Genomic DNA, 19,934 nt, shown 5'->3' with positions numbered 1-19,934 from the left:
TAATTTAATTCGAACTACCCGCGTCTACACCCGACTGGAGACATCACAAGGGAGAACACCACCCACCCCGTCCGACGTCGACTCGAACCATACCCTCGTTAGCCAAGAGGGCCTTCTCCAGCGTCAGCAGCCATCGGAGCCGCTTAGGCGCTTCACAGTAGCTAGCTGTGTTTTCACTCTGGCCTCCGTTGATCTAGCGAGAGCAGTATCAGATTGCCGCCAAGGAGGGCGGCACCATCCAATATCGATCGCCAAGATCGGTCGCGACGGTGGCAATGACCGTGGTAAGTGCACTGTCTGGCAATGTGTGTGAGGCCGAGAAGCAAAGTTTTCCCTCCGTTGAACTACGCGCCATCTTCAGGCGCCGAGGCATCTCGCTGCTCAACGTGAACTTAAGGATTTCTGCATTGCCCGGATATTGAAGGGATACCGATGCCATGCTTCTGACGGACGCCCAGCACGCATAGCGCCAGTGACCCAGGCTGTAACTGGCATCGTGGGGCTGGATAAGCCGAGCGAGTTCACTCATGTAAAGGTCGGGAAAATGATGCAGGCGAAGTTGGTGCTGCAGATACGCCATCACCTCCTGCGGTAGCAACTCCTGCCATACCCGTAACCAGGTCATGGCGTATTCCGGTTCGCGCCCGCGCTGCAATAGATAGTCTGTAAGGTAGCTTTCAAGTTCCTCGAATGGGACCGCTGGCCACGTGTACGACCAGGCCGGTGTATCCCCAGGTACAACAAAGCCCTCCAGTCCAGGATCGACCTCGATCAGCCCCAGTGTGGAGAGCGCGGACAACACCGCGTCGCTGCCCTTAGGGGTAGGGGCCACGCGCTTGCGTGAGTGGTGGGCGCGCACCACCGCCAAGAGATAGAGCGCCGCACGACCTCCCAGGTGACTCACATCGGGCAGGGTGGGGCCGTCAGGGCGGGGCGTGCTGGTCGGGTGCGGCTTTGTTTTTCTCATGGATCGTACAAAGGCCACCAGGCGGGCATTCCCGGGGAGAGGGGGCATTGGCATTGCCCCTCCTCTAAGAATATCTTAGTATCCAACTGCCCGTCATTTCGCCATGCTTACCCCTTCCAGAGGGAGCGAACGTGGCCAGGCGGACAGCTGAACACCCGGTTTTTGCGCGACGCTTGGCGTTTGTGCGCGAGCGCGCTGGCTTGTCGCAGACGCAGCTGGGCCTTCTTGCCGGCATGGATCCCTCCGTGGCCTCTCCCCGCATCAACCAGTACGAACGGGGCAAGCACGAGCCCCAACTGAAGACGGCCAAGCAGCTGGCGGACGCCTTGGGCGTGCCACCGGCGTTTTTCTACACCGAGGACGAACTGCTGGCGCAGCTGTTGCTGCAGTGGAACGACCTGTCGGTCAGTAAGAAGAAGGCCTTACTGAAGAGCCTGGAGAAAGCGCCCCGCGGAAAGACCTCCAAAAAAAGCCCCAGCCGTTAAGGGAGCAAACGATCCGCTTACTCAGGGTTGGGGAGAGGCTGGGGTGGGCGGCGTCGGAGCGCCCTCAAGCAGCGTCGCGGCTGGGTTGTGGGTCGCCTCACCGGCCTGGAAATAACCGATCGCTTGCGCCACCGAGCGATGCTCGGTCAGCGCCATCAAAGCGGGCAGGGCGATGCCTTGGCGGCCGCCCTCGGTGATGAAGCCCGAGCGCAGGCTGTGGCCGGCAAAGTCCCCATTCAATCCGGCCAGAAACGCCCGCCGCTGGACAATGGCGGCCACGGACTTGGGTGACAGCCCCGAACCCACGCGTGCGCCCCATAGGCGGCGGAAGAGGGGGCCTTCGGTGATGCTGGCCGCGCGCAGCCACGCGTCCAGCGCTGCGCCAGCCCGCCCCAGCACAGGCTTGTCGGGCGTGGCGCTGGCACTGGGGCCGGCCTGCTGGGTTTTGCTGTGCTCCAGGCGGTAGACGAAGGCGCCGTCGCCCACGCGGCGCAGGTCCTGCCAGTCGGCCGCGGCGATCTCGCTTCGCCGACGCCCGCCACTGGCAAAGCCGAACAACAGCAGCGCCGCGTCGCGCAGCCCCTCCAGCGAGCCGTCACAGGTCGCCAGCAGCGCCTCAAGCTCGGGACGGGTGATCGCGGTCTTCTTGTGCGGCCGCTCGCCACGCTTGACCGAGGCCCGGCGCCCGCGCTTAAGCAACTGCCGCACCGCTGGCGATTCGCAGGGGTTGGCGGCCTTGTGCGCCTGGTGGGCGGCCGAGAGCACGGCCACGCGGTGCACGACGGTGCTGAGCTTGAATGCGCCGGGTTTCTGCTTCAGGCCGGCGGCCACAAGCTGCGCATCCAGCGCCGGCGGCAGCTCCCAGGCCAGGCCGGTCTTGCCGCGCCGGGCCAGATGGTCGACTACGAACTGGACCACGGCCGGCTCGGGCACCGGCAGCGCGATCGGCTGGCCAAATCGGCCCTGGAACCAGGCCGCCCAGTAACGCAGCGCGCTGGCATAGCTGCGGGTGGTGTTGGCCGCCGCGGCCTCGGCCAGCAGCTCGCGCACGGCCTCGGCGGCCTGCGCCGCCAACCGATCTGGGGCGAGGGCAGGGAGGTCATCGGGACGCGGCACGAGTGTGTTAGATTTCATATGTTGTATGTATTACTTTATATGAAATAGGGCATCTACTTCCGATAACTATCCCTTATCGGCAGTAGATCCGCAACGGGGGAGGGCGACGCAAAAACTCGTCACTAGGGCTCGCTTCCTGAGACGCGGCGGCGCCACACTTCGCGTGAACTTATCGACATCGATATCGGCATCGGAGGCTGACCATGCGCATCACGGCGACCATGATTGAGCAGTGGGCAGATCAGCCCGAAGCGCAAGGCTTGCTGGCCGTGCTGATCCGACGCCTGATCGGCGCCAGCACGGAACTCACCGAGCTGTCCATCCGGGGGGCAGACACCTCCAATTTCGCCGGCTGGGATGGCGCCATCAGCGCCGGCCAAGCCACAGCTTGGGTGCCTGCGGGGCCGTCACGCTGGGAATGGGGGGTGTCCGAAACCCCCGAAAGAAAAGCCAACAGCGATCTGGGTACGCGCACCGACGACACGCCGGCGGACCAGGCGAGCGAGCTGGGCTTCGTCTTTGTCACCCCGCGCATCTGGGCCGGCAAGACTGCATGGCGACAGAACGCGGCCATCCGGACTCCATGGCGGGAGGTTCGCGCCTATGACGCCGACGACCTGGAGAGCTGGCTGGAGACCGCCGGCGGCGTGGCCTTGTGGTTTGGCGAACTGCTCGGCATCCAAGGCCCGCAAGTGCGGTCGGTCGCCAAGGCGTGGGACACGTGGCGGACCCAAACAACCCTGCCCATCACGTTCGAGGCCATCTCGACAGGTCGCGCCGTTCCCATGGAGCACCTGCAAGAGGCCCTGAGCCAAGGACATGCGCTGTTGCAGGTCCGCGCCGACAGCGCAGAAGAAGCCATTGCGATTGTGAGCGCGCAACTGGTTGCCCAGGGACTGGGCGATGTCGCCGTTTGCATCACGCACGCCGACGGCTGGGCATTCGTGGATGCCAATCCCAACCTGCGTTATCTACTGGCGGCCAATGCTGCAGTGGCGGCCGCCAGGGCGCCGCACGCCGGCCAATGTTTGATTGTCCCGGCCAGCGTCGGCGATGCCGCCGCCAGAAACCCACGGACGAATACCCCGGAGGTCGCACTAGAGCGAGTGGATGCGCAAAGCTTTGAAGAAGCGCTCGTTGCCATGGGCGAAGATCCCCGTGATGCGGCACGTCTGGCACGCAGTTGCGGGCGCTCCTGGTCCGTGTATCGGCGTCGGCACGCGCGCAATGCCACGCTCTCGCGTCCGGACTGGATGCAAGATCCCGCGGCCGAATGCCTGACCGCCGTCGTGCTGGTCGGTGCTTGGAACGAAGGCACCGCCGGCGATCGTGCCTGTATCGAGGCAGTGACGGGCCGCTCCTATGAGTTGATTGAACGTGACCTGCTGCGTTTGTCGCAGCTCGACGATGCGCCTGTGTTGCGGATCGGCAATGTATGGAAAGCCAAAGCCCCGCTGGAACTGCTGTATCTGTTCGCACCCCAACTCACCCGCGACCAGATCGCGCGCTTCTTCGACACAGCTCACGCAATTCTCGCCAAACCGGATCCGACCCTCGAACTGGAGCCCGAACGGCGCTGGATGGCCTCGGTTTACGGCCGGGTACGTGAGCAATCCGGCATCGTGATTGATTCGCTTGTAGATTCGCTGACCAAATTACGGGTCTATGCCGAAGATCACCAGCACGATGAACTTGCCCATGGCGTCGACCGACTGGTGCGTGACCTACTGATGGAGGCGGATGGGGCGCGGTGGCTTTCCCTGTCCAACGTCCTGCAGGAGTTGGCCGAAGCCTCACCCGAAGAATTCCTCCGTGCACTGGACACCAGTCTTCGCCAGCCGCTCCCTCCGGTGAAGGCTCTATTCTCTGATCGTGTCGATGACGCGATGACCGATCGCAACTACCACGTCGATTTGCTTTGGGCGCTGGAAGTGTTGGCTTGGTCGCCTCGGCACCTAGCTCGGGTGTGCGAGGCGTTGGCACGCCTGGTGACAGCCCCCATCCGCGGCAATCTCACCAATCGCCCCAGCAACAGCCTGGCGTCCTTGCTGCGGCCGTGGTGGCCGCAGACCACTGCAAGCGCCGGCCTTCGCCTGCAGGTTTTCGACCGGCTGATTCGCGACTTCGAAGACGTTGCCTGGGACCTGCTGGTGGACTTCCTGCCAGATGGTCACGGCTATGCCAGCGCCAATGCGGCCCCCCGCTGGCGCGACTATGACGCCGGCGCGCCGGGGCCCGGTGAAAGCGCAGGTTTTGCGGAGTACATGCCAGCGCTGGGACAACGGGTGCTTGACCTGGCCGAGGGACACGCGGCACGCATTGCCACCCTTGTGCGTCACCTCAACGCCTTTGCGGAGGACTACCGTGATCGTGTCATCGCGATGCTGCGCGGTGCCGTGGCCTTGCCCGACGCCCAGCGCCAGCAGGTACGCGACGCGCTACGGGAATACCTCAATCGCCAGTTCTCCTACAACAACGAGAACCCCACGGTCTTGGCCGAAGCGCACCGCTTCCGGCCACTGTTCGATGCGTTGGCGCCCGATGATCTCGTGCTACGCCACGCATGGATCTTCAGCAATGGCTGGGTCGACCTCCCGGACGGTCGAGAAGACGACTACCAGCAGACAGACGAGCTGAGAGCCAACCTTCGCGCTCAGGCTGTTGCCGAGATATTCGATGCGACTGGCTGGGTTGGTTTGAGTGAACTGGCCACGCAGGCCGAAACCCCCTCGCTGGTCAGTTGGGAGATCGCGCGGGCCGACTTTCTTGCCACCGCATTGCCGGACTGGGTCATTGATCGCCAACGCGCTTGGACGACTGAGAGCGACTATGGATTCCTGCGCGGCCTGATGCATGGACTCCCGGCCGACAGGCGCGCGGCGCTGTGGACCCAGGCCAGTGCGCTGGAGAGTGTCCATGTGATCAAGACGTTGTTATTGGCATCGCCTTTCGAGCAGAGCACGTGGACCTTCGTTGAGAACCTGCCTGCGGAACTTCGGGCCGCCTACTGGCGCGAGATCGTGCCTGGCCCGGTCTTGGGCGAGGCGGAGGAACTACGCTACATCGTCGACCAGTTGCTTGATGCCGGGCGGCATCGCGCGGCGTTCAACGCCCTGCAGTTTCACCCTGAGCGCGTCGACAGTGAACGGCTCGCTGGCATTCTGGAGGGGATTCGAAGCGGCGCCGATCCAGAGGGAGGTGCCTTGGATGGATGGCGCATCGGCAGGGCGCTGGCGGCGCTGGGCCAGGACGCGTCGTTCTCCCGGCGTGACCTCGCCGTTCTGGAATACCACTACTTTGAGGCATTGCGCGCCGGGCATGGCCATCAAGCGACGACCCTGTTCTCAGAAATGTCGACCGACCCGGCGCTATTCATGGACGTGGTATCACTCGCTGCACCCACCAACCCCGAAGCGGTGTCGGCTAGCGCTCGAACACACGCCTGGAGTGTGCTGCATAGCGGCCGCGGTATGCCGGGCATACAGGCAGGCGGCGTTGTTGACGAGCGCGCGTTCTTCGACTGGATAGATGGCGTGCTTCGGATTGCTCACGAACGAGATCTGACGGACCACGCGGCTAGCAACCTGGGAACGTGGCTCTCCGAGTGTCCCGCCGAACCCGAAGGTGATTGGCCATGTATCGTCGTACGGCAACTGCTTGAGAACCCGAGTAACGAGCGCATCCGCAACGGCTTCATCATCGGAGTTCTGAACAATCGTGGAGTTCATTCCCGAGCCATTGATGCCGGTGGGAATCAGGAACGCACACTGGCCCAACAGTTTCGCGACGGAGCGAACCGCCTGTTAGCGGCATTCCCGCGAACGGCTGAAACGCTCGAGGATATTGCCAGATCGTACGACCGAGATGCGCGATGGCATGACAACGACGCCGCGCTTTGGCGAGAGGGGACACGATGAGGAATCATAAGAATGGCTAGAAGCATTACCTCCGACGAGGTTCATAACGCCGCCGACGTTCTGCTGGCGGCCGGCACGCGCCCGACCGTGGAGCGCATACGACTTGCGCTGGGCCGAGGCTCGCCGAACACGATCGGACCCATGCTGGAAGGATGGTGGACTCAGGTCTCCCAGCGCTTACAGCATCAGCTGACGTTACCCGACGTCCCGGAAGCTGTCGCAGCCGTCATGGCGAGAGTATGGGAGACGGCACTCGAAACCAGCCGCACCCAAGCGGAGAGCGCACTGGCGCCAATGCGCGCACAGCTTTCTGAAGAACTCGCCAATGTCGAGGCACGACTGGCCGATGCCCGCGAAAACGTGAATCAGGCTCGAGCCCAACAACAGCAAGCAATGTCTGCCAGTCAGACAGCCCAGACGGCGTTAGCGATCAGCGAGCGGCGAGCTGACGAACTTGCAACGCAAGTCAGCCATCTTCAACGTCAAGGAGACGAGTTGAACCAGAGGCATGGTGCCCAAGAGACGCAACTGCAAGCCGCGCTGACGCGTCTGGAACAGGAGCGTACAGTGGCAAAGGTCGAACGCGATACGCTGCAGGCGCATTTGCGCCAGATCGAAGATCGCGCCTACACCGAGATCGATCGGCTGCGGCAGGAGCTCAAGGCGGCCAAGGCGCACCTCACCACACAAGCGCGCGAACACACCGCTGCGCTGCGTGCCGCCGAGCAGGCCCAGCGGACCGCAGAGAAAGCCCAACACGTGGCCGAGCGCGCCGGTGCCGCGGCGCAGGCTCGCGTGGACGCGCTCACCGCCGCAACACCCCCGAAAGCGCGCCCCGCCAAGAAGACAGGCACGCCCCGTCGGCGCGGAACGGCGGCTCGCTGAGAACGAACGGTCAGCCTGCTGCGGGGCGCCGATGCGGCGCCGTCAAGGCGATGCGCTGCTCGCAGTCGCGGCAGACCAGCTGAGACTCGGTTTTCAGCTGCTCCTCACCGGCGTGGCTCAGCGCGCCCTTCCAGGTGTACTCGCGCACCTGCGCGACGTGGACGTTGACGCGGTAGCCGCTGTCGCCGCCGCAACGCGGACACACCGCACCGATGACCTCCGGCGCCAGCGGCGGATCGAAGCCGACTAGGCGCCTGCATTCGGCCAATGCCTTGGGACCGATGTCCGCCAGTTGCCCCGACACAATCGCCACCCGAATCTGCTCGATGGTGAGTACGTTTCGCACTAGCAGCAGGTTGGCCGTGCGCATGCTCAGAAAAACAGTGTCGTCGCGTTCCCTCTGTGGGGGCTGCTTGCGCTCGGTCTCCATTACAGCGGCACCGCCTGGGCGTGCTTTTTCAGGATCCAACCGATCCGCGGCGCCTCGTTCGCCGGATCATGAAACTGGATCTGGATCCAACGGCCCTGCTTGTCCAGCACATGGAAGGCCTGACCGGCCGCCACCACGCCATCAGCGCGGCCGGCCGGGCTCAGCCGCAAGGTCGTTGTCCTGACGACCTGATGCGTCAACAGGTGCGGCTCCAAGGCCGCCAGCGATGCCAGCAGCTGCGCCTGCAGCTGCTGCAGCTGTTCCAACTGCGCCTGCGTCTGCTGCTGGTCCACCACCATCGCGCTGACATCGGCGTCCAGCCGATTCAGAGTGGCATCGCGCGCCTGATTATCTTCGGGGTCGTACAACTCCAACAACACGGTGAACAGGATGCCGAGAAGGAAGTACAGCAGGCTCCTATCTGGCTTGCTGGCCATCGTGGCCACCAGCTCATGCGTTTGCTGCACCATCGCCGTGAGCGTGTCCATGCGCGCATCGAGCGAGGTCAGCGTCACGCCTTCTCCGTCGACCCTGACCGTCCGCAGTGCCTGCGCGTCGGCAGCACCGTGCAGATCGAGGTCGGCTATCCCGAACCGGCGCAACAGCACTTCTCGGGATTCAAGAACGCCTGCGGCCACAAGGGGGCCCGACCATTGCTGAAACTCCGTCACGGCACGGAACAGGTCGGCGTAGCCCCCAAACTTGGGCACGGAGGCCGCCACCGCGGCGCCGATACGGACAAAGTCCGCGTCCAACGGCGGCAGGGTCACGGGGCGGGGTAGCATCCCCCCTATGGGGGGGAGCCGCACCGGTGCAGGGAGGCCGCGCGGCAGCTTGTCCAGCACTGCCCGCATCTGCGACAACGACGCGCCCAGGGGATTCTCCAACTGCGCTAAGGCATGGCCCAGCGGGTTCTCAAACTGCGCCGCGGCATATCCCAGCGGATTGACGATGCGCTGAAGGCGACGGATCTCGGACCCCATGCTGCGATCAAGGCGACGGGACAGGGCGCTTGCCTGCTTCAGCGCATCGGGAACCGCATTGACCTGCCGGAGGACCTTTCCAATCGAGTCAAACTCCATGTCGCACGCTCCGGCTCACGGCCACCTGTATGTGGTCAGCATGGTGAAGGGTCCCAAGTTGGGCGGCAAGCCGTGGACACGCCTGATCGCGCGCACGTTTAAGTTCGGCCGGCACGACGACGCTGTGGCGTGAGGTAGGGCGATGGTCCGGCGAGGACTTCCGGGGTAAGCTAAGAATTCCTTAGTTTCTGGTGACGGGAGTCAGGTATGACGCGACCGGATGAGCGTACGCGCAATCTGTTGCAGGCCGGCGCGTATCTGAAAGAACTGGCCGCCAGCCAAGCCGTGCCCAAAGCGGTGCGGCAAGAGGCATACCGACTGCTGCGGCACTATCCAACCGTCAGCGACGTCGAGGCCATTGCTGAGCACGAGGAACGGTTGCGGGAGTTGACCCAGTCGGCTTTCGTACGCCCTTATCTGACCCGCCAGATTGAACCGGATTGGTTCCGCGGCTACTCCCTGGGCCCCCATCGGATCTGACCATGAAGCCACCGAGCATGGGGGATGGAAGAGGGACCACGGCTGCGGAGGCAGAACTGGAGGCTTCGTTTGAACGGGCACGTGACAGCGCGGTCGAGGAACTCGCATTCTTCAAGCGGCTGATGGAGGCGATCGTGTACGTGCATGCGCCGGTGTCGGACGATGCGCGAACACCGCGACTGGTGCAGTTCCGCCATCCTGAAGGTTTCGATGCGATCCCGTTCTTTACCTCGTTCGGCAAGGCGCAGATGGCCAGCTCGGCGGCGGTCAAAATTCTGGGCGTGTCGGGCCGTGAGCTGCTGAGCGGTACGCGCGGGGCCACCTTGATGCTCAATCCCAACGACGGTGGCGTTGTCCTGTACCCGGAGGAGATCGCGACATGGTTGGATAGGGGCTTTCTGGCCAGGGTGGAACGGCTGGCACCGGCGGAGTTCGTGGTGGGACCTGCCATCGGCGCACCGGCTTGGCTCGCTCCTGCCATTAGCCGCAGCCTCGAGCACGCCAACTTCGTCTCGTCGGCGTATCTCCTGGAAACTCACTCGTCAGCGGACACCGAACAGCCACCTGGGCTATTGATCTGGCTGGTGGTCGACCTGGCGTTCGCCGAGCGAGCCGCTCGTCTGGTCACCACCGCCATACAGCCCTTGTGCGCCGATGTGGACGTCATCATCGACGTAGCGGTCCACGACGTATCGCAGCCTTTACCGGCGGGCCTCGATGATCCGCAGATCATGCCCGTATTCACGAGAATCACGCCAACCTGAGCGCAGCTCGCCCGTCCCATGAGCCCCGAAGACAAGCTACTAGCACTCCTTCCGGAACTGACCGAGGAAGAGAAGGATCGCCGGACCCGCGAGGGTTTGGCCGACGTGGACGCCGGACGGACGATCCCGCACGAGGAAATGCTGCGATGGGTCAGGCGGCTGTTGGAGCCTTCCTGAAGGTTCTCGATGGCTCAGGAGCGTAAGAACTGGGGCACGGAAAGCGCGTTAGCGTGATTTCTGTTGGAACTGGGGAAATCAGTGGGCAGGCAAATGCATGCATGCTTGAGTGCGAGGTCCAGAAATCCAGGCATCCATGTATGCGATTCCCAAACTATAGGCACGCTTGTCTGCGTTCACTGAGCACAAAGAGTGCGTAGCAGGATCATCCAAGAGTGCGCTGCCCACTTTCAGGAACCAGCCCAGGAGCCGGGCCGACCAGCCCAGTTCACCCCATAGGCGATTTCGCATAATGCCTATTATGTAAAAGCACTACTGATGTTGCTGGTACCAGGCCGCAGCGCCCAGCAATCCCAGCTGCCCATGCTCCACCCGCCACACCGGTACCTGCTCCAGGCGTTCGGACATCACGCCTTTGTTGAGGTAGCGCTCGAGGAAGTGGCCGTCGTGGAGGAACTTGGGAATGTGCGCGGTGACGCCGCCGGCGAGATACACGACCTTGGCGCCGAAGATGATCGCCAGGTCGCCGACCAGGCTGCCGAGCCAGCCACAGAACATCTGCAGCGTTTCAAGCGCAAGGCCGTCGCCGGATTCCGCGGCGGCGACCAGCGCGCCCGCGTCGGCGTGGATGGCCGTGCCACCGCGCAGTTCGCACAGGCAGCGGTAAAGATTCATCAGGCCGGTGCCGGACAACACGTGTTCGTTGTTGAGATGGCGACGCTCGCGCAGCAGCCGGCGCACCACGTCCATTTCCAGATCGTTGCCGGCAGCAAGTGCAGCCTGGCCGACTTCGGTAGCCAGCACACGCGGCGGATGACCTTCCATCCATAAAGCAGCACCGAGGCCCGTACCCGGACCGATCACAAGCGCCGGCGAGTTCGTGGTGCTTTCGGTGACGTGGGTCAACGGCGATAACGTGTCCCGCGCGAGTACGGGCATCGCGTTGGCGACCGCTTCGAAATCATTGATCAGCTGCACCCACGACAGTCCGGCGCCTTGGCGGGTCTGTTCGACCGAGACGGCCCATGGCAGGTTGGAATTGATCAACCGGTCGCCTTCCAGCACGCCCGCGATCGCGACCACCGCACCTTGGCAGTTGCTGCCCGCGGCGTAGTCGTGAAGGATCGAAGCGAGATTCGGATGGTCCGCGCAGGCATAGCGACGGTAGTCGTGGACCTGGTCGGCATCGACGCCGTCGGTCCAGCCCAGGCGCGCATAGGTGCCCCCCACGTCGGCAACGATGATGCGGGGATGGGCCTCTTCCGAACCACGACCCTCAGATACGCCTGCCGGCACCCTGCTCGTCATTACCGTGCCCGCCATCCGAATGCCACGCTGCCCAATGCCGAAGAAACACCGCAAGGATATCGTGTCCCTGTCGTGGCGTGGTGCGCACGGATGAAGCCAAGCCTTGACCCTACGCCAAGGTATGTCCGTCAGCGATGGCGTATCATGCGGCCATGGCCCGATTCGCGCCCCTGTTGCGTGCCCTGCTCTGCCTGCTTCTGCTGGTGAACGGCAGCGCGTCCGCGCACATGGCCGCAAGCACCGCATTGGAAGGCGCACCGGCGGCCGCCATGCTCGGCGACGCTATGCCCGCGCCACCATGTCATGAGGACATGGACATCGGGGACATGGCCGGCATGCAGGATACCGGCGACCACCAGGCGCAGGACGCCGCGCCGGACTGCTGCAAGGCCGGCACCTGTGATGGCTTCTGCACCCAGCATGCGCCTGCGCTGGTTTGGCCCCTCTGGCTGGGCACCGGCGCGCCGCTGCATGCGGCCGCGCCCGACTACGCTGCGGACGGCCACGCCTCCGCTCGCCTCTCGCACCGGCACCGACCTCCCATCCTGGCTGCCTGACGCCGCACGCGCGGCGCCGTACGAATGCCGGTCGCCTCGCGCAGACCGGTTCGCGAAAACCACGGAAACCGCCGCGGGGCTACGACCCTGCGACGGATCCACAGGATGAACTTGCATGAACCACGATGACCCCACACCGGGACGCCTGGGCGCGTTCCGTCCCACGCGCCGCCAGTTCGTCACCGGCCTGGCCACGGGCGGTGCCGCACTCGGTCTCGGCCTGGCGCGCCTGCCCGCCTCCGCCGGAACACCCGCCCGCCGCGGTGGTGCCGCGCTCGTGACCGGCACCGACTTCGCCTTGAGCATCGGCGCGATGCCGGTCGACATCACCGGCCGCACGCGGCCCGCGATCACCGTCAACAACAGCTTGCCGGCACCCACGCTGCGCTGGCGCGAAGGCGACACGGTCACCGTGCGCGTCAGCAACCGCCTGCGCGACATGACCTCGATCCACTGGCACGGCATCCTCCTGCCATCGAACATGGATGGCGTGCCGGGGCTCAGCTTCAACGGCATCGCACCGGGCGAGACCTTCCAGTACCGCTTCCAGGTGAAGCAGTCCGGCACGTACTGGTACCACAGCCATTCCATGTTCCAGGAACAGGCCGGCCTGTACGGCGCGCTCATCATCGATCCGCGCGACCCGCCGCCCTACCACCACGACCGCGAACACGTCGTACTACTGTCGGACTGGACCGACCTGGAACCCGCCGCGCTGTACCGCCGCATGAAGAAGATGCCGGAGCACGACAACTACTACCAGCGCACGCTGGTGGATTTCGTGCGCGATGCGAAGCGCGACGGATTGGCGGAGACCATCGAAGACCGCGGCATGTGGGGACGCATGCGGATGACGCCCACCGACATCTCCGACATCAACGCGCACACCTACACCTACCTGGTGAACGGCGCGGCGCCGTCGCATAACTGGACCGGCCTGTTCAAACCGGGCGAGAAGGTCCTGCTGCGCTTCATCAACGGCAGTGCGATGACCTACTTCGACGTGCGCATCCCCGGGCTGAAGATGACCGTGGTCGCCGCCGACGGGCAGTACATCCATCCGGTCAGCGTCGACGAGTTCCGTATCGCAGTGGCGGAAACCTTCGACGTGATCGTCGAACCCGCCGGCCAGGACGCCTTCACGATTTTCGCGCAGGACATGGGCCGCACCGGCTATGCACGCGGCACGCTGGCCGTGCGCGATGGGCTGGAGGCACCGATCCCGTCGCGCGACCCACGCCCGTTGTTGACGATGGCCGACATGGGCCACGACATGGGCGGACATGGCGCAGCGAAAGGCATGGAGGGCGGTTGCGGCGCGATGATGGGTGAAGGCGGCTGTGGCGCGACCATGGGTGCGATGGACCATGGCGCCCGTGGCAAGGCGTCGACCGCGCCGAATCATCCGGCCAGCGAGACCGGCAACCCGCTGGTCGACATGCAGTCGTCCGCCAGCGACCCCAAGCTCGACGATCCGGGCATCGGCTTGCGCGACAACGGGCGCCAGGTACTGACCTACGGTGCGATGCGCAGCCTGTTCGACGATCCGGACGGTCGCGATCCAGGACGCACCATCGAGTTGCACCTCACCGGGCATATGGAGAAGTTCGCCTGGTCGTTCGATGGCATCCCGTTCGCCAGTGCCGAGCCGCTGCGCCTGAAATACGGCGAGCGCATGCGCATCGTGCTGGTCAACGACACGATGATGCAGCATCCCATCCACCTGCATGGCGTCTGGAGCGATCTGGAGAACGCCGAGGGCGGCTTCCACCTGCGCAAGCACACCATCGACATGCCGCCGGGCACGCGACGCAGCTACCGCGTACGCGCCGACGCGCTGGGGCGATGGGCGTTCCACTGCCATCTGCTGTACCACATGGAAGCCGGCATGATGCGGGAAGTGAGGATCGAAGCATGAAGACCTCCCCCACCCTGCTGCGCGTTGCCTCCGCGATCGCGGCGCTCGCGGGCGCGAGCGTTCCAGCCTTCGCGCAGCACCATGACCACGCGCAACACGCTACGCAGGCGACGACCGTCTCGTCCGAGCAAGACGCTCACGCGCAGCACCATGACCACGCGCAACACGCTACGCAGGCGACGACCGTCTCGTCCGAGCAAGACGCTCACGCACAGCATGACCATGCTGCGATGACGAAGGGCGCTGCCACGACGCCGCACGAACCCATTCCGCCGGTGACCGCCGACGATTTGGCGGCCGCGTTTCCCGACATCGACCACCATGCGATGCAGCACGCCCCGGCGTTCAACCGCAAGGTAACGTTCAACCGACTGGAAGCATGGGACGCCGACGAAGGCACCGGTCAGGCCTGGGAGGGCACGGCGTGGTTCGGCACCGACACCGACCGGCTGTGGCTGAGGGTCGGCAGGGATTCGTGAGAAAAACAGCCGAATCGGCTCTAACACCATGATTCAACGAGGAAACACCCCTCGACGTCAGGCAGTTCGTGGATTACAGAACTAGGCTTGATCGAACCAGAAACCGTGTGACACAGGCATTCCTGGAGTACTGCTCAGGCACGCGTGCCCTTCTTGAATATTGGATTCAAGAGTTTCCACGCTCCTGACCCAACGAAAACACTCAAGAAGGCTCCGACCGTCGCCTGATCCATTGCAGCAGTTCCTCGTGCGGGATCGTACGTCCAGCGTCGACGTCGGCCATACCCTTGCGCGTTCGCCGATCTTTCTCTTCCTCGGTCAATTCCGGAAGGAGTGCTAGTAGCTTGTCTTCAGGGCTCATAGGCCGATGAGCTGCGCTCAAGTTGACTTGATTCTCGTGAATATGGGCAGGATCTGGGGATCATCCAGGCCCGCCGGCAAAGGCTGCGATACGTCGTGGACCGCCAAGTCGATGATGACGTCCAAATTTGAGCATAAGGGCTGTATGGCGGTGGTCACCAGACGAGCGGCCCGCTCGGCGAAAGCCAGGTCGACCACCAGCCAGATCAACAGACCGGGAGGCTGTTCGACGCCTCCTGACGAGTGAGTTTCCAGGAGATAAGCCGACGAGACGAAGTCGGCGTGCTCAAGGCTGGCGCTGATGACCGGAGCGAGCCAAGCCGGTGCCGCCGGGGCAGGTCTTACCGCGAACTCAGCCGGCGACAGCCGTTCTACCCTGGCCAGAAAGCCCGTATCCAACAATGTCGCAACCTCTTCCGGGTACAGGACAACGCCGCCGTCGTTGGGATTGAGCATCAACGTCGCGCCGCGAGTACCGGTTAGCAGCTCACGGCCTGAAACTCCCAGAATTCTGACAGCAGCCGAGCTGGCCGCCTGCGCCTTGTCGAGCGAGGTAAAGAAAGGGATCGCGTCGAAACCGTCAGGATGGCGGAACTGGACTAGCCGCAGTGTCCGCGCGTCGTCCGAGACGGGCGCATGCACGTACACGATCGCATCCATCAGTCGCTTGAAGAATGCGCGTTCCTCGGCTGCGCTGTCGCGGGCCCGTTCAAAGGAAGCCTCCAGCGCTGCCTCCGCAGACGTAGTCCCTCTTCCACGCGGCCTGCTCGGTTGCTTCATGGTCAGATGCGATGAGGGCCAAGCGGGTATCCGGAGAACCAGTCCGCCTCGATCTCGGTGCTCAAGTAGGGTCGTACGAAGGCCGACTGGGTCAGCGCTCGCAGCCGCTCTTCGTGCTCAGCAATCGCCTCAATGTCGCTGACCGTTGGATAGTGCCGCAGCAGTCGGTATGCCTCTTGCCGCACCTCTTTGGGCACGGCTTGGCTGGCGGCTAGCTGCCTGAGGAACGCGCCTGCCTGCAGCACATTGCGGGTGCGCTCAGATGGCATCGTCATGGCATCAAGAATGACTAAAACTAAGGAATGCTTAGCTTATCGCGTCTGTGGCCAGCCAGCGCACGGCGCAGTTACGGATCTTGCGAATTCCAACTTAAACTAATATAATCAATAACTTACTTCGCATAACGTCGCTTATGTAAAGCCGGGGTGCGGCCGGTATCCTTGATTGATTCCGCGCGCTCTTTCTACTGGCTTGCCGGCGCACCGCCCATGGGGCCGGTGACTGCGCCAGGCACGATCGTGGAGTTCTGCGACTCCTGCCGCGCGATGTATCCCCACGTGAAGCAACTGCTGGCCGCCCATCCCAAGGACGTGCGCCTGGTGATCCGCTACGTACCCTTCCATGGGCAGGTATCCAAGGAGGCGATTGGTGTGCTGGAAGCAGCCCGGGAACAGAAGAAGTTTGAGCCGGTGCTGGAGACCTTGATGCGAAACCAGCCTGTGTGGGCCAGCCATGGCGCGTCGGATCCGAAGAAGGTGTGGGAGTTCGCTCTCGCCGCGGGCCTGGACCGCGCACGCGCACAGCGCTATCTGGCGACCGGAGCCGTCGAGACCCTGATCAAACGCGAAGTGGCCGCCGTGGAAGCGGCCGACATTCGCGGCACGCCGACATTCTTCGTCAACGGCAAGCTGCTGTCCGAACTGGGTCCTCAGCAATTGAGCGCGCTCGTGGCAACCGAACTCCAGCGCACCCGTAAGAAGCCCTGATCTTGGCGCGGCCTGCCGAGGTATTCGGCAGGCCGTGACGACGTAGAGAAGGATCACGACGTGGTGCCGCCGCGACCGTGATGTCATCAGCTTGAGGCTGTGGCGTTATGACCTGTCCCTGTAGGCCAGCAGACGCAGCGCGTTGAAGACCACCAACAATGTGGAGCCTTCGTGCACGGCCACCGCCGGACCGATACCGAGACCGAAGATCGTGGCCGGCACGAGGAAGGCGACGATGCCGAGGCTGACGAAGACGTTCTGCCGGATGATGCCGCGCGTGTGACGACTCAAGCCCACGGCGAATGGCAGGTGCTTCAGGTCATCGGCCATCAACGCCACATCGGCCGTTTCCAGGGCAACGTCCGAGCCGGCCGCGCCCATGGCGATGCCGACGGTGGCGTTGGCCATCGCGGGCGCATCGTTGACGCCGTCGCCGACCATGGCGACCTTGTCCTGATCGCGCAGCTTGCGGATCGCCTCGACCTTGTCTTCGGGCATCAGGTCGCCCCACGCCTCATCCAGACCGACCTCCTTGGCCACGGCCTGGGCCACCTTCTGGTGATCGCCAGAGATCATGATCATGCGCTCGATGCCCATGGCCTTCAGGCGCACCAGCGCCTGCTTGGCCGCCTCGCGCGGCGTGTCCATCAAGCCGATCGCGCCGAGCTCCCGATCCCCCAACCGCACGACCATGGTCGTCCTGCCCTGCTCGCGTAACGCGGCGATGGCCGCCGCCGCGGCGGCGCCCAGGGCGGGAACTCCATCCGCGCCGAACATCTCGGCCTTGCCGATCCATACCGGCTGATCGCCCAGACGGGCTTTGACGCCGCGGCCGATCAGGTTTTCCAAGTCCGAGGCCGTTGGCAACTTGCCTCTATCCAACCGGCTGCGACCATCACGCGCGATCGCGGCCGCCAGCGGATGATCACTCAGCGACTCCACCGCAACGGCTACCTGCAGCAGCTCGGTCTCCGAGGCGCCGTCCACCGGCACCACATCGGTGATGCGCGGGCGCCCTTCGGTCAGGGTGCCGGTCTTGTCGAAGGCCATCGCCTTCAACGAACCCAGATCCTCTAGCGGCGCGCCGCCCTTGATCAGCACGCCCCCACGCGCCGCGCGGGCGATACCGGACAGGACCGCGCTCGGGGTGGCGATGGCCAACGCGCACGGACTGGCGGCCACCAGCACGGCCATGGCGCGATAGAAGCTGTCGCGGAACGGCTCATCCACCACCACCCAGGCAAACAGCAGTAGGAACGCCAGCACCAGTACCGCAGGTACGAAGATCCGCTCGAAGCGATCGGTGAAGCGCTGGGTGGCCGACTTGCGTGTCTCGGCCTCGCTCACCATCTTCACCACCCGCGCCAGCGCGGAATCCTCGGCGCGCTTGGTCACTTCCACTTCGATCGCGCCGGCCCCATTGATGGTGCCTGCGAAGACCCGACTGGCCGCATCGACGCTGTCGGGCCGGCTTCGTGCCAGCGCGGCATCCTCCACCGGCCGCTTGTCCACCGGGATGGACTCGCCGGTCACCGGTGCCTGGTTGATGCTGGAGTTGCCCTTCAGCAGGAACCCATCGGCCGGCAGACGCTCATTGGGACGCACCAGTACCCGATCACCAAGTTGCAGGTCGCCGACCGGAATCTCGGTGGTGGTCTCGCCGCGGATGACGATCGCCGTGTCGGGTGCGAGTTCGGCTAGCGCCTCGATGGCGCGCTTGGCGCGTCCCATCGCGTAGTGCTCCAACGCATGACCCAAGCTGAAAAGGAACAGCAGCAACGCACCTTCGGCCCAGGAGCCTAGCGCGGCGGCGCCGGCGGCGGCGACCAGCATCAAGGTGTCGATTTCAAAGCGCTTGAGCTTGAGGTTGTCGTAGGCCTCGAGCAGCGTGTAGGCACCGCCAAAGACGTACGCACCGATGTAGCAGGCCGTGGACAACCACCCCGGCAATGAGGCGGCGAACTTCTCGATCAGAAAGCCCGCCAGCAGCAATGCACCGCACGTCAGGGCGAAGATCAGCTCGGCGTTGGGGCCGAGCAAGCCGCCGGCGTGGTCGTGGTCGTGCTTCTCCCCCCCGTGCTCGCCCTCTTTGCCGTCATGCGTATGACCGGCGTGATCCTCATGCTGGGACGGCTTGCCCGTCGCCACGCGTGCAACGCCCATGCGCTTCAAGGAGGCTTCCAGTCCGCCCTCGTCGATCTTTTCGCGCTCGAACTCCAGGTACACCGTACCGGCCGAGCTAGCGCGAGCTTCCAGTACGCCAAACACCGAGCTCATCTGTTCGGCCACGTTGCGGGCGCGTCGCTCATGCCCGATGCCGGTGACCGTCCAGGTCACGTGACCGAAGCTTTCCGTGACGCGTGCACCCGCGGCCTGGGCCAGCTCGCGAATGCGAGCCAGCGACATCACCTGCGGATCGAAGTGCACGCACAGTTGGCCCGGCCCCTCCCCCTCGGCAGGTCGAATGTGGACGCGGTCAACGCCGGGCCGCGCGAGCAGTTCGCTCTGCAGGCGCTCGATGCACGCATCGGCGGCATCCCGCACGTGGGGAAGCACAACGGGAATGTCCAGGCGCAACTTGCCAGGGGAGGTATCCATATCGATCTCGTCAGTGCTGCGCAGATGAACCTGAGTGTCCACAGCGCAGGTGAGTGCCACGCGACAGCACGGTCGTTGCGACCGGCGCACGCGATCCCAAAGTAGGGGCTACGCCAAGGCGGCGTGCGCCCGCGCGATCACGCGATGGGTGGGCGTAAGGGGTGCGTAGAGCGCTGGGCCAGCGCCAGGACCGCAGCGATGGGCGTATAGGCCTGACCGGGGATGAGCGGCCCAGGTGCCGGGAAGTCCGGCAGAATCACCGCGTGTGCGCATACGTCCGAATGATGGAACAGGCTGTGTGCGCCTTTGGCGTCTTCACCGGGCACATCGCCGCTGGCGTCGTGCGCGTGCTGAGTGGCGCTGAGATGAGTGGTTTGGTGCTCAAGGCCATGCAACTGCCCGAGCTGGGTCAAGACCGGATGGGCCTGCACTGCCACCGCGACCAGCCACAACACGCCCAAGGCGAGCCAGGTTTTGGCGTTGGCGGTCAGGATGCGCACTCGGTGGCCCCGGCTTGCACGAATGACCCGACGATACCGAACACCCTCGCGTCCGCCAAGCGCTGTTACACCGTAACGCCTTAACAAGAAGCGCTGTTTTCTGAATTACGTGATTGTCTAACGCGCAATGGGCTGACTACCATAC

At 64.3% G+C, this 19,934-nt stretch carries 20 protein-coding genes; 11 read left to right on the top strand and 9 right to left on the bottom strand.

The features are described 5' to 3' along the window. Positions 1-208: 208 nt before the first annotated feature. Complete coding sequence (locus tag ACSION_RS11025) at positions 209-985, bottom strand: hypothetical protein (protein ID WP_249720642.1); 777 nt, start codon at positions 983-985, stop codon at positions 209-211. A gap of 113 nt (positions 986-1,098) precedes the next feature. Between ACSION_RS11025 and ACSION_RS11020 the strand changes: the two genes are divergently transcribed. Next, positions 1,099-1,452 carry a helix-turn-helix domain-containing protein gene (locus ACSION_RS11020; protein WP_185896177.1) on the top strand — a complete coding sequence of 118 codons (354 nt, stop codon included), beginning with the start codon at positions 1,099-1,101 and terminating at the stop codon, positions 1,450-1,452. Between the two features lie 21 nt (positions 1,453-1,473). Here ACSION_RS11020 and ACSION_RS11015 read toward each other — a convergent pair whose 3' ends face one another. Continuing rightward, a complete protein-coding gene (locus ACSION_RS11015) occupies positions 1,474-2,586 on the bottom strand; it encodes a site-specific integrase (RefSeq protein ID WP_185896178.1) in 1,113 nt (370 codons plus the stop codon). A gap of 185 nt (positions 2,587-2,771) precedes the next feature. Here ACSION_RS11015 and ACSION_RS11010 point away from each other — a divergent pair, with 185 nt between their 5' ends. Further along, positions 2,772-6,485, top strand: a complete 3,714-nt coding sequence (locus ACSION_RS11010) for a hypothetical protein (protein WP_435305947.1) — start codon at positions 2,772-2,774, stop codon at positions 6,483-6,485. Positions 6,486-6,497: 12 nt separating this feature from the next. After that, complete coding sequence (locus tag ACSION_RS11005) at positions 6,498-7,370, top strand: DNA-binding protein (RefSeq protein WP_435305946.1); 873 nt, start codon at positions 6,498-6,500, stop codon at positions 7,368-7,370. Positions 7,371-7,380: 10 nt separating this feature from the next. Here the strand turns inward: ACSION_RS11005 and ACSION_RS11000 are convergent, their stop codons facing one another. Together ACSION_RS11000 and ACSION_RS10995 are read right to left on the bottom strand one after the other, a co-directional pair. Further along, positions 7,381-7,800, bottom strand: coding sequence for a hypothetical protein (locus ACSION_RS11000; RefSeq protein WP_435305945.1), 420 nt, complete (start codon positions 7,798-7,800; stop codon positions 7,381-7,383). After that, entirely contained in the window at positions 7,800-8,882 is a 1,083-nt protein-coding gene (locus ACSION_RS10995; protein WP_435305944.1) for a hypothetical protein, read from the bottom strand. Before ACSION_RS10995 ends, ACSION_RS11000 begins: the two co-directional genes overlap by 1 nt. Between ACSION_RS10995 and ACSION_RS10990 the strand changes: the two genes are divergently transcribed. From ACSION_RS10990 to ACSION_RS10975, 4 genes are all read left to right on the top strand, one after another. Next, on the top strand, positions 8,881-9,015 hold the full coding sequence (locus ACSION_RS10990; protein ID WP_435305943.1) for a hypothetical protein: 135 nt from the start codon (positions 8,881-8,883) through the stop codon (positions 9,013-9,015). The two genes, ACSION_RS10995 and ACSION_RS10990, sit on opposite strands and share 2 nt — an antisense overlap. Before the next feature lie 74 nt (positions 9,016-9,089). After that, the gene (locus ACSION_RS10985) at positions 9,090-9,362 is read left to right on the top strand and encodes a BPSL0761 family protein (RefSeq protein ID WP_435305942.1); all 273 of its coding nucleotides are present in this window, start codon (positions 9,090-9,092) and stop codon (positions 9,360-9,362) included. Positions 9,363-9,364: 2 nt separating this feature from the next. Further along, complete coding sequence (locus ACSION_RS10980; protein ID WP_435305941.1) at positions 9,365-10,126, top strand: SseB family protein; 762 nt, start codon at positions 9,365-9,367, stop codon at positions 10,124-10,126. An 18-nt stretch (positions 10,127-10,144) separates the two neighbouring features. Continuing rightward, complete coding sequence (locus tag ACSION_RS10975; protein ID WP_435305940.1) at positions 10,145-10,303, top strand: hypothetical protein; 159 nt, start codon at positions 10,145-10,147, stop codon at positions 10,301-10,303. A gap of 312 nt (positions 10,304-10,615) precedes the next feature. Here ACSION_RS10975 and ACSION_RS10970 read toward each other — a convergent pair whose 3' ends face one another. After that, positions 10,616-11,611: a glucokinase gene (locus ACSION_RS10970; protein ID WP_435305939.1), complete on the bottom strand. Its 996-nt coding sequence runs from the start codon at positions 11,609-11,611 to the stop codon at positions 10,616-10,618. Positions 11,612-11,763: 152 nt separating this feature from the next. Between ACSION_RS10970 and ACSION_RS10965 the strand changes: the two genes are divergently transcribed. From ACSION_RS10965 to ACSION_RS10955, 3 genes are all read left to right on the top strand, one after another. Next, positions 11,764-12,168: a CopL family metal-binding regulatory protein gene (locus tag ACSION_RS10965; RefSeq protein ID WP_435305938.1), complete on the top strand. Its 405-nt coding sequence runs from the start codon at positions 11,764-11,766 to the stop codon at positions 12,166-12,168. 115 nt (positions 12,169-12,283) lie between these two features. Further along, the gene (locus ACSION_RS10960; RefSeq protein ID WP_435305937.1) at positions 12,284-14,086 is read left to right on the top strand and encodes a copper resistance system multicopper oxidase; all 1,803 of its coding nucleotides are present in this window, start codon (positions 12,284-12,286) and stop codon (positions 14,084-14,086) included. Next, entirely contained in the window at positions 14,083-14,565 is a 483-nt protein-coding gene (locus tag ACSION_RS10955) for a copper resistance protein B (RefSeq protein WP_435305936.1), read from the top strand. The genes ACSION_RS10960 and ACSION_RS10955 overlap by 4 nt, the downstream gene beginning before the upstream one ends. Before the next feature lie 378 nt (positions 14,566-14,943). Here the strand turns inward: ACSION_RS10955 and ACSION_RS10950 are convergent, their stop codons facing one another. Together ACSION_RS10950 and ACSION_RS10945 are read right to left on the bottom strand one after the other, a co-directional pair. Beyond that, complete coding sequence (locus ACSION_RS10950; RefSeq protein WP_435305935.1) at positions 14,944-15,705, bottom strand: SseB family protein; 762 nt, start codon at positions 15,703-15,705, stop codon at positions 14,944-14,946. A 2-nt stretch (positions 15,706-15,707) separates the two neighbouring features. After that, positions 15,708-15,974: a BPSL0761 family protein gene (locus ACSION_RS10945; RefSeq protein ID WP_234882450.1), complete on the bottom strand. Its 267-nt coding sequence runs from the start codon at positions 15,972-15,974 to the stop codon at positions 15,708-15,710. 219 nt (positions 15,975-16,193) lie between these two features. Between ACSION_RS10945 and ACSION_RS10940 the strand changes: the two genes are divergently transcribed. After that, complete coding sequence (locus ACSION_RS10940; protein ID WP_312771709.1) at positions 16,194-16,691, top strand: DsbA family protein; 498 nt, start codon at positions 16,194-16,196, stop codon at positions 16,689-16,691. A gap of 105 nt (positions 16,692-16,796) precedes the next feature. On the opposite strand, the gene ACSION_RS10935 is transcribed toward ACSION_RS10940, so the two are convergent. Next, positions 16,797-19,289, bottom strand: a complete 2,493-nt coding sequence (locus tag ACSION_RS10935; RefSeq protein WP_312771456.1) for a heavy metal translocating P-type ATPase — start codon at positions 19,287-19,289, stop codon at positions 16,797-16,799. A 137-nt stretch (positions 19,290-19,426) separates the two neighbouring features. Then, complete coding sequence (locus ACSION_RS10930) at positions 19,427-19,789, bottom strand: hypothetical protein (protein WP_056881653.1); 363 nt, start codon at positions 19,787-19,789, stop codon at positions 19,427-19,429. Between the last annotated feature and the right edge of the window lie 145 nt (positions 19,790-19,934).

It is taken from the genome of Pseudoxanthomonas sp. LjRoot125, from assembly GCF_964252705.1.
Lineage (GTDB): Bacteria > Pseudomonadota > Gammaproteobacteria > Xanthomonadales > Xanthomonadaceae > Pseudoxanthomonas_A.
Note: the sequence above shows the minus strand (reverse complement) of the source record. Positions and strands in the feature narration are given on the sequence as shown.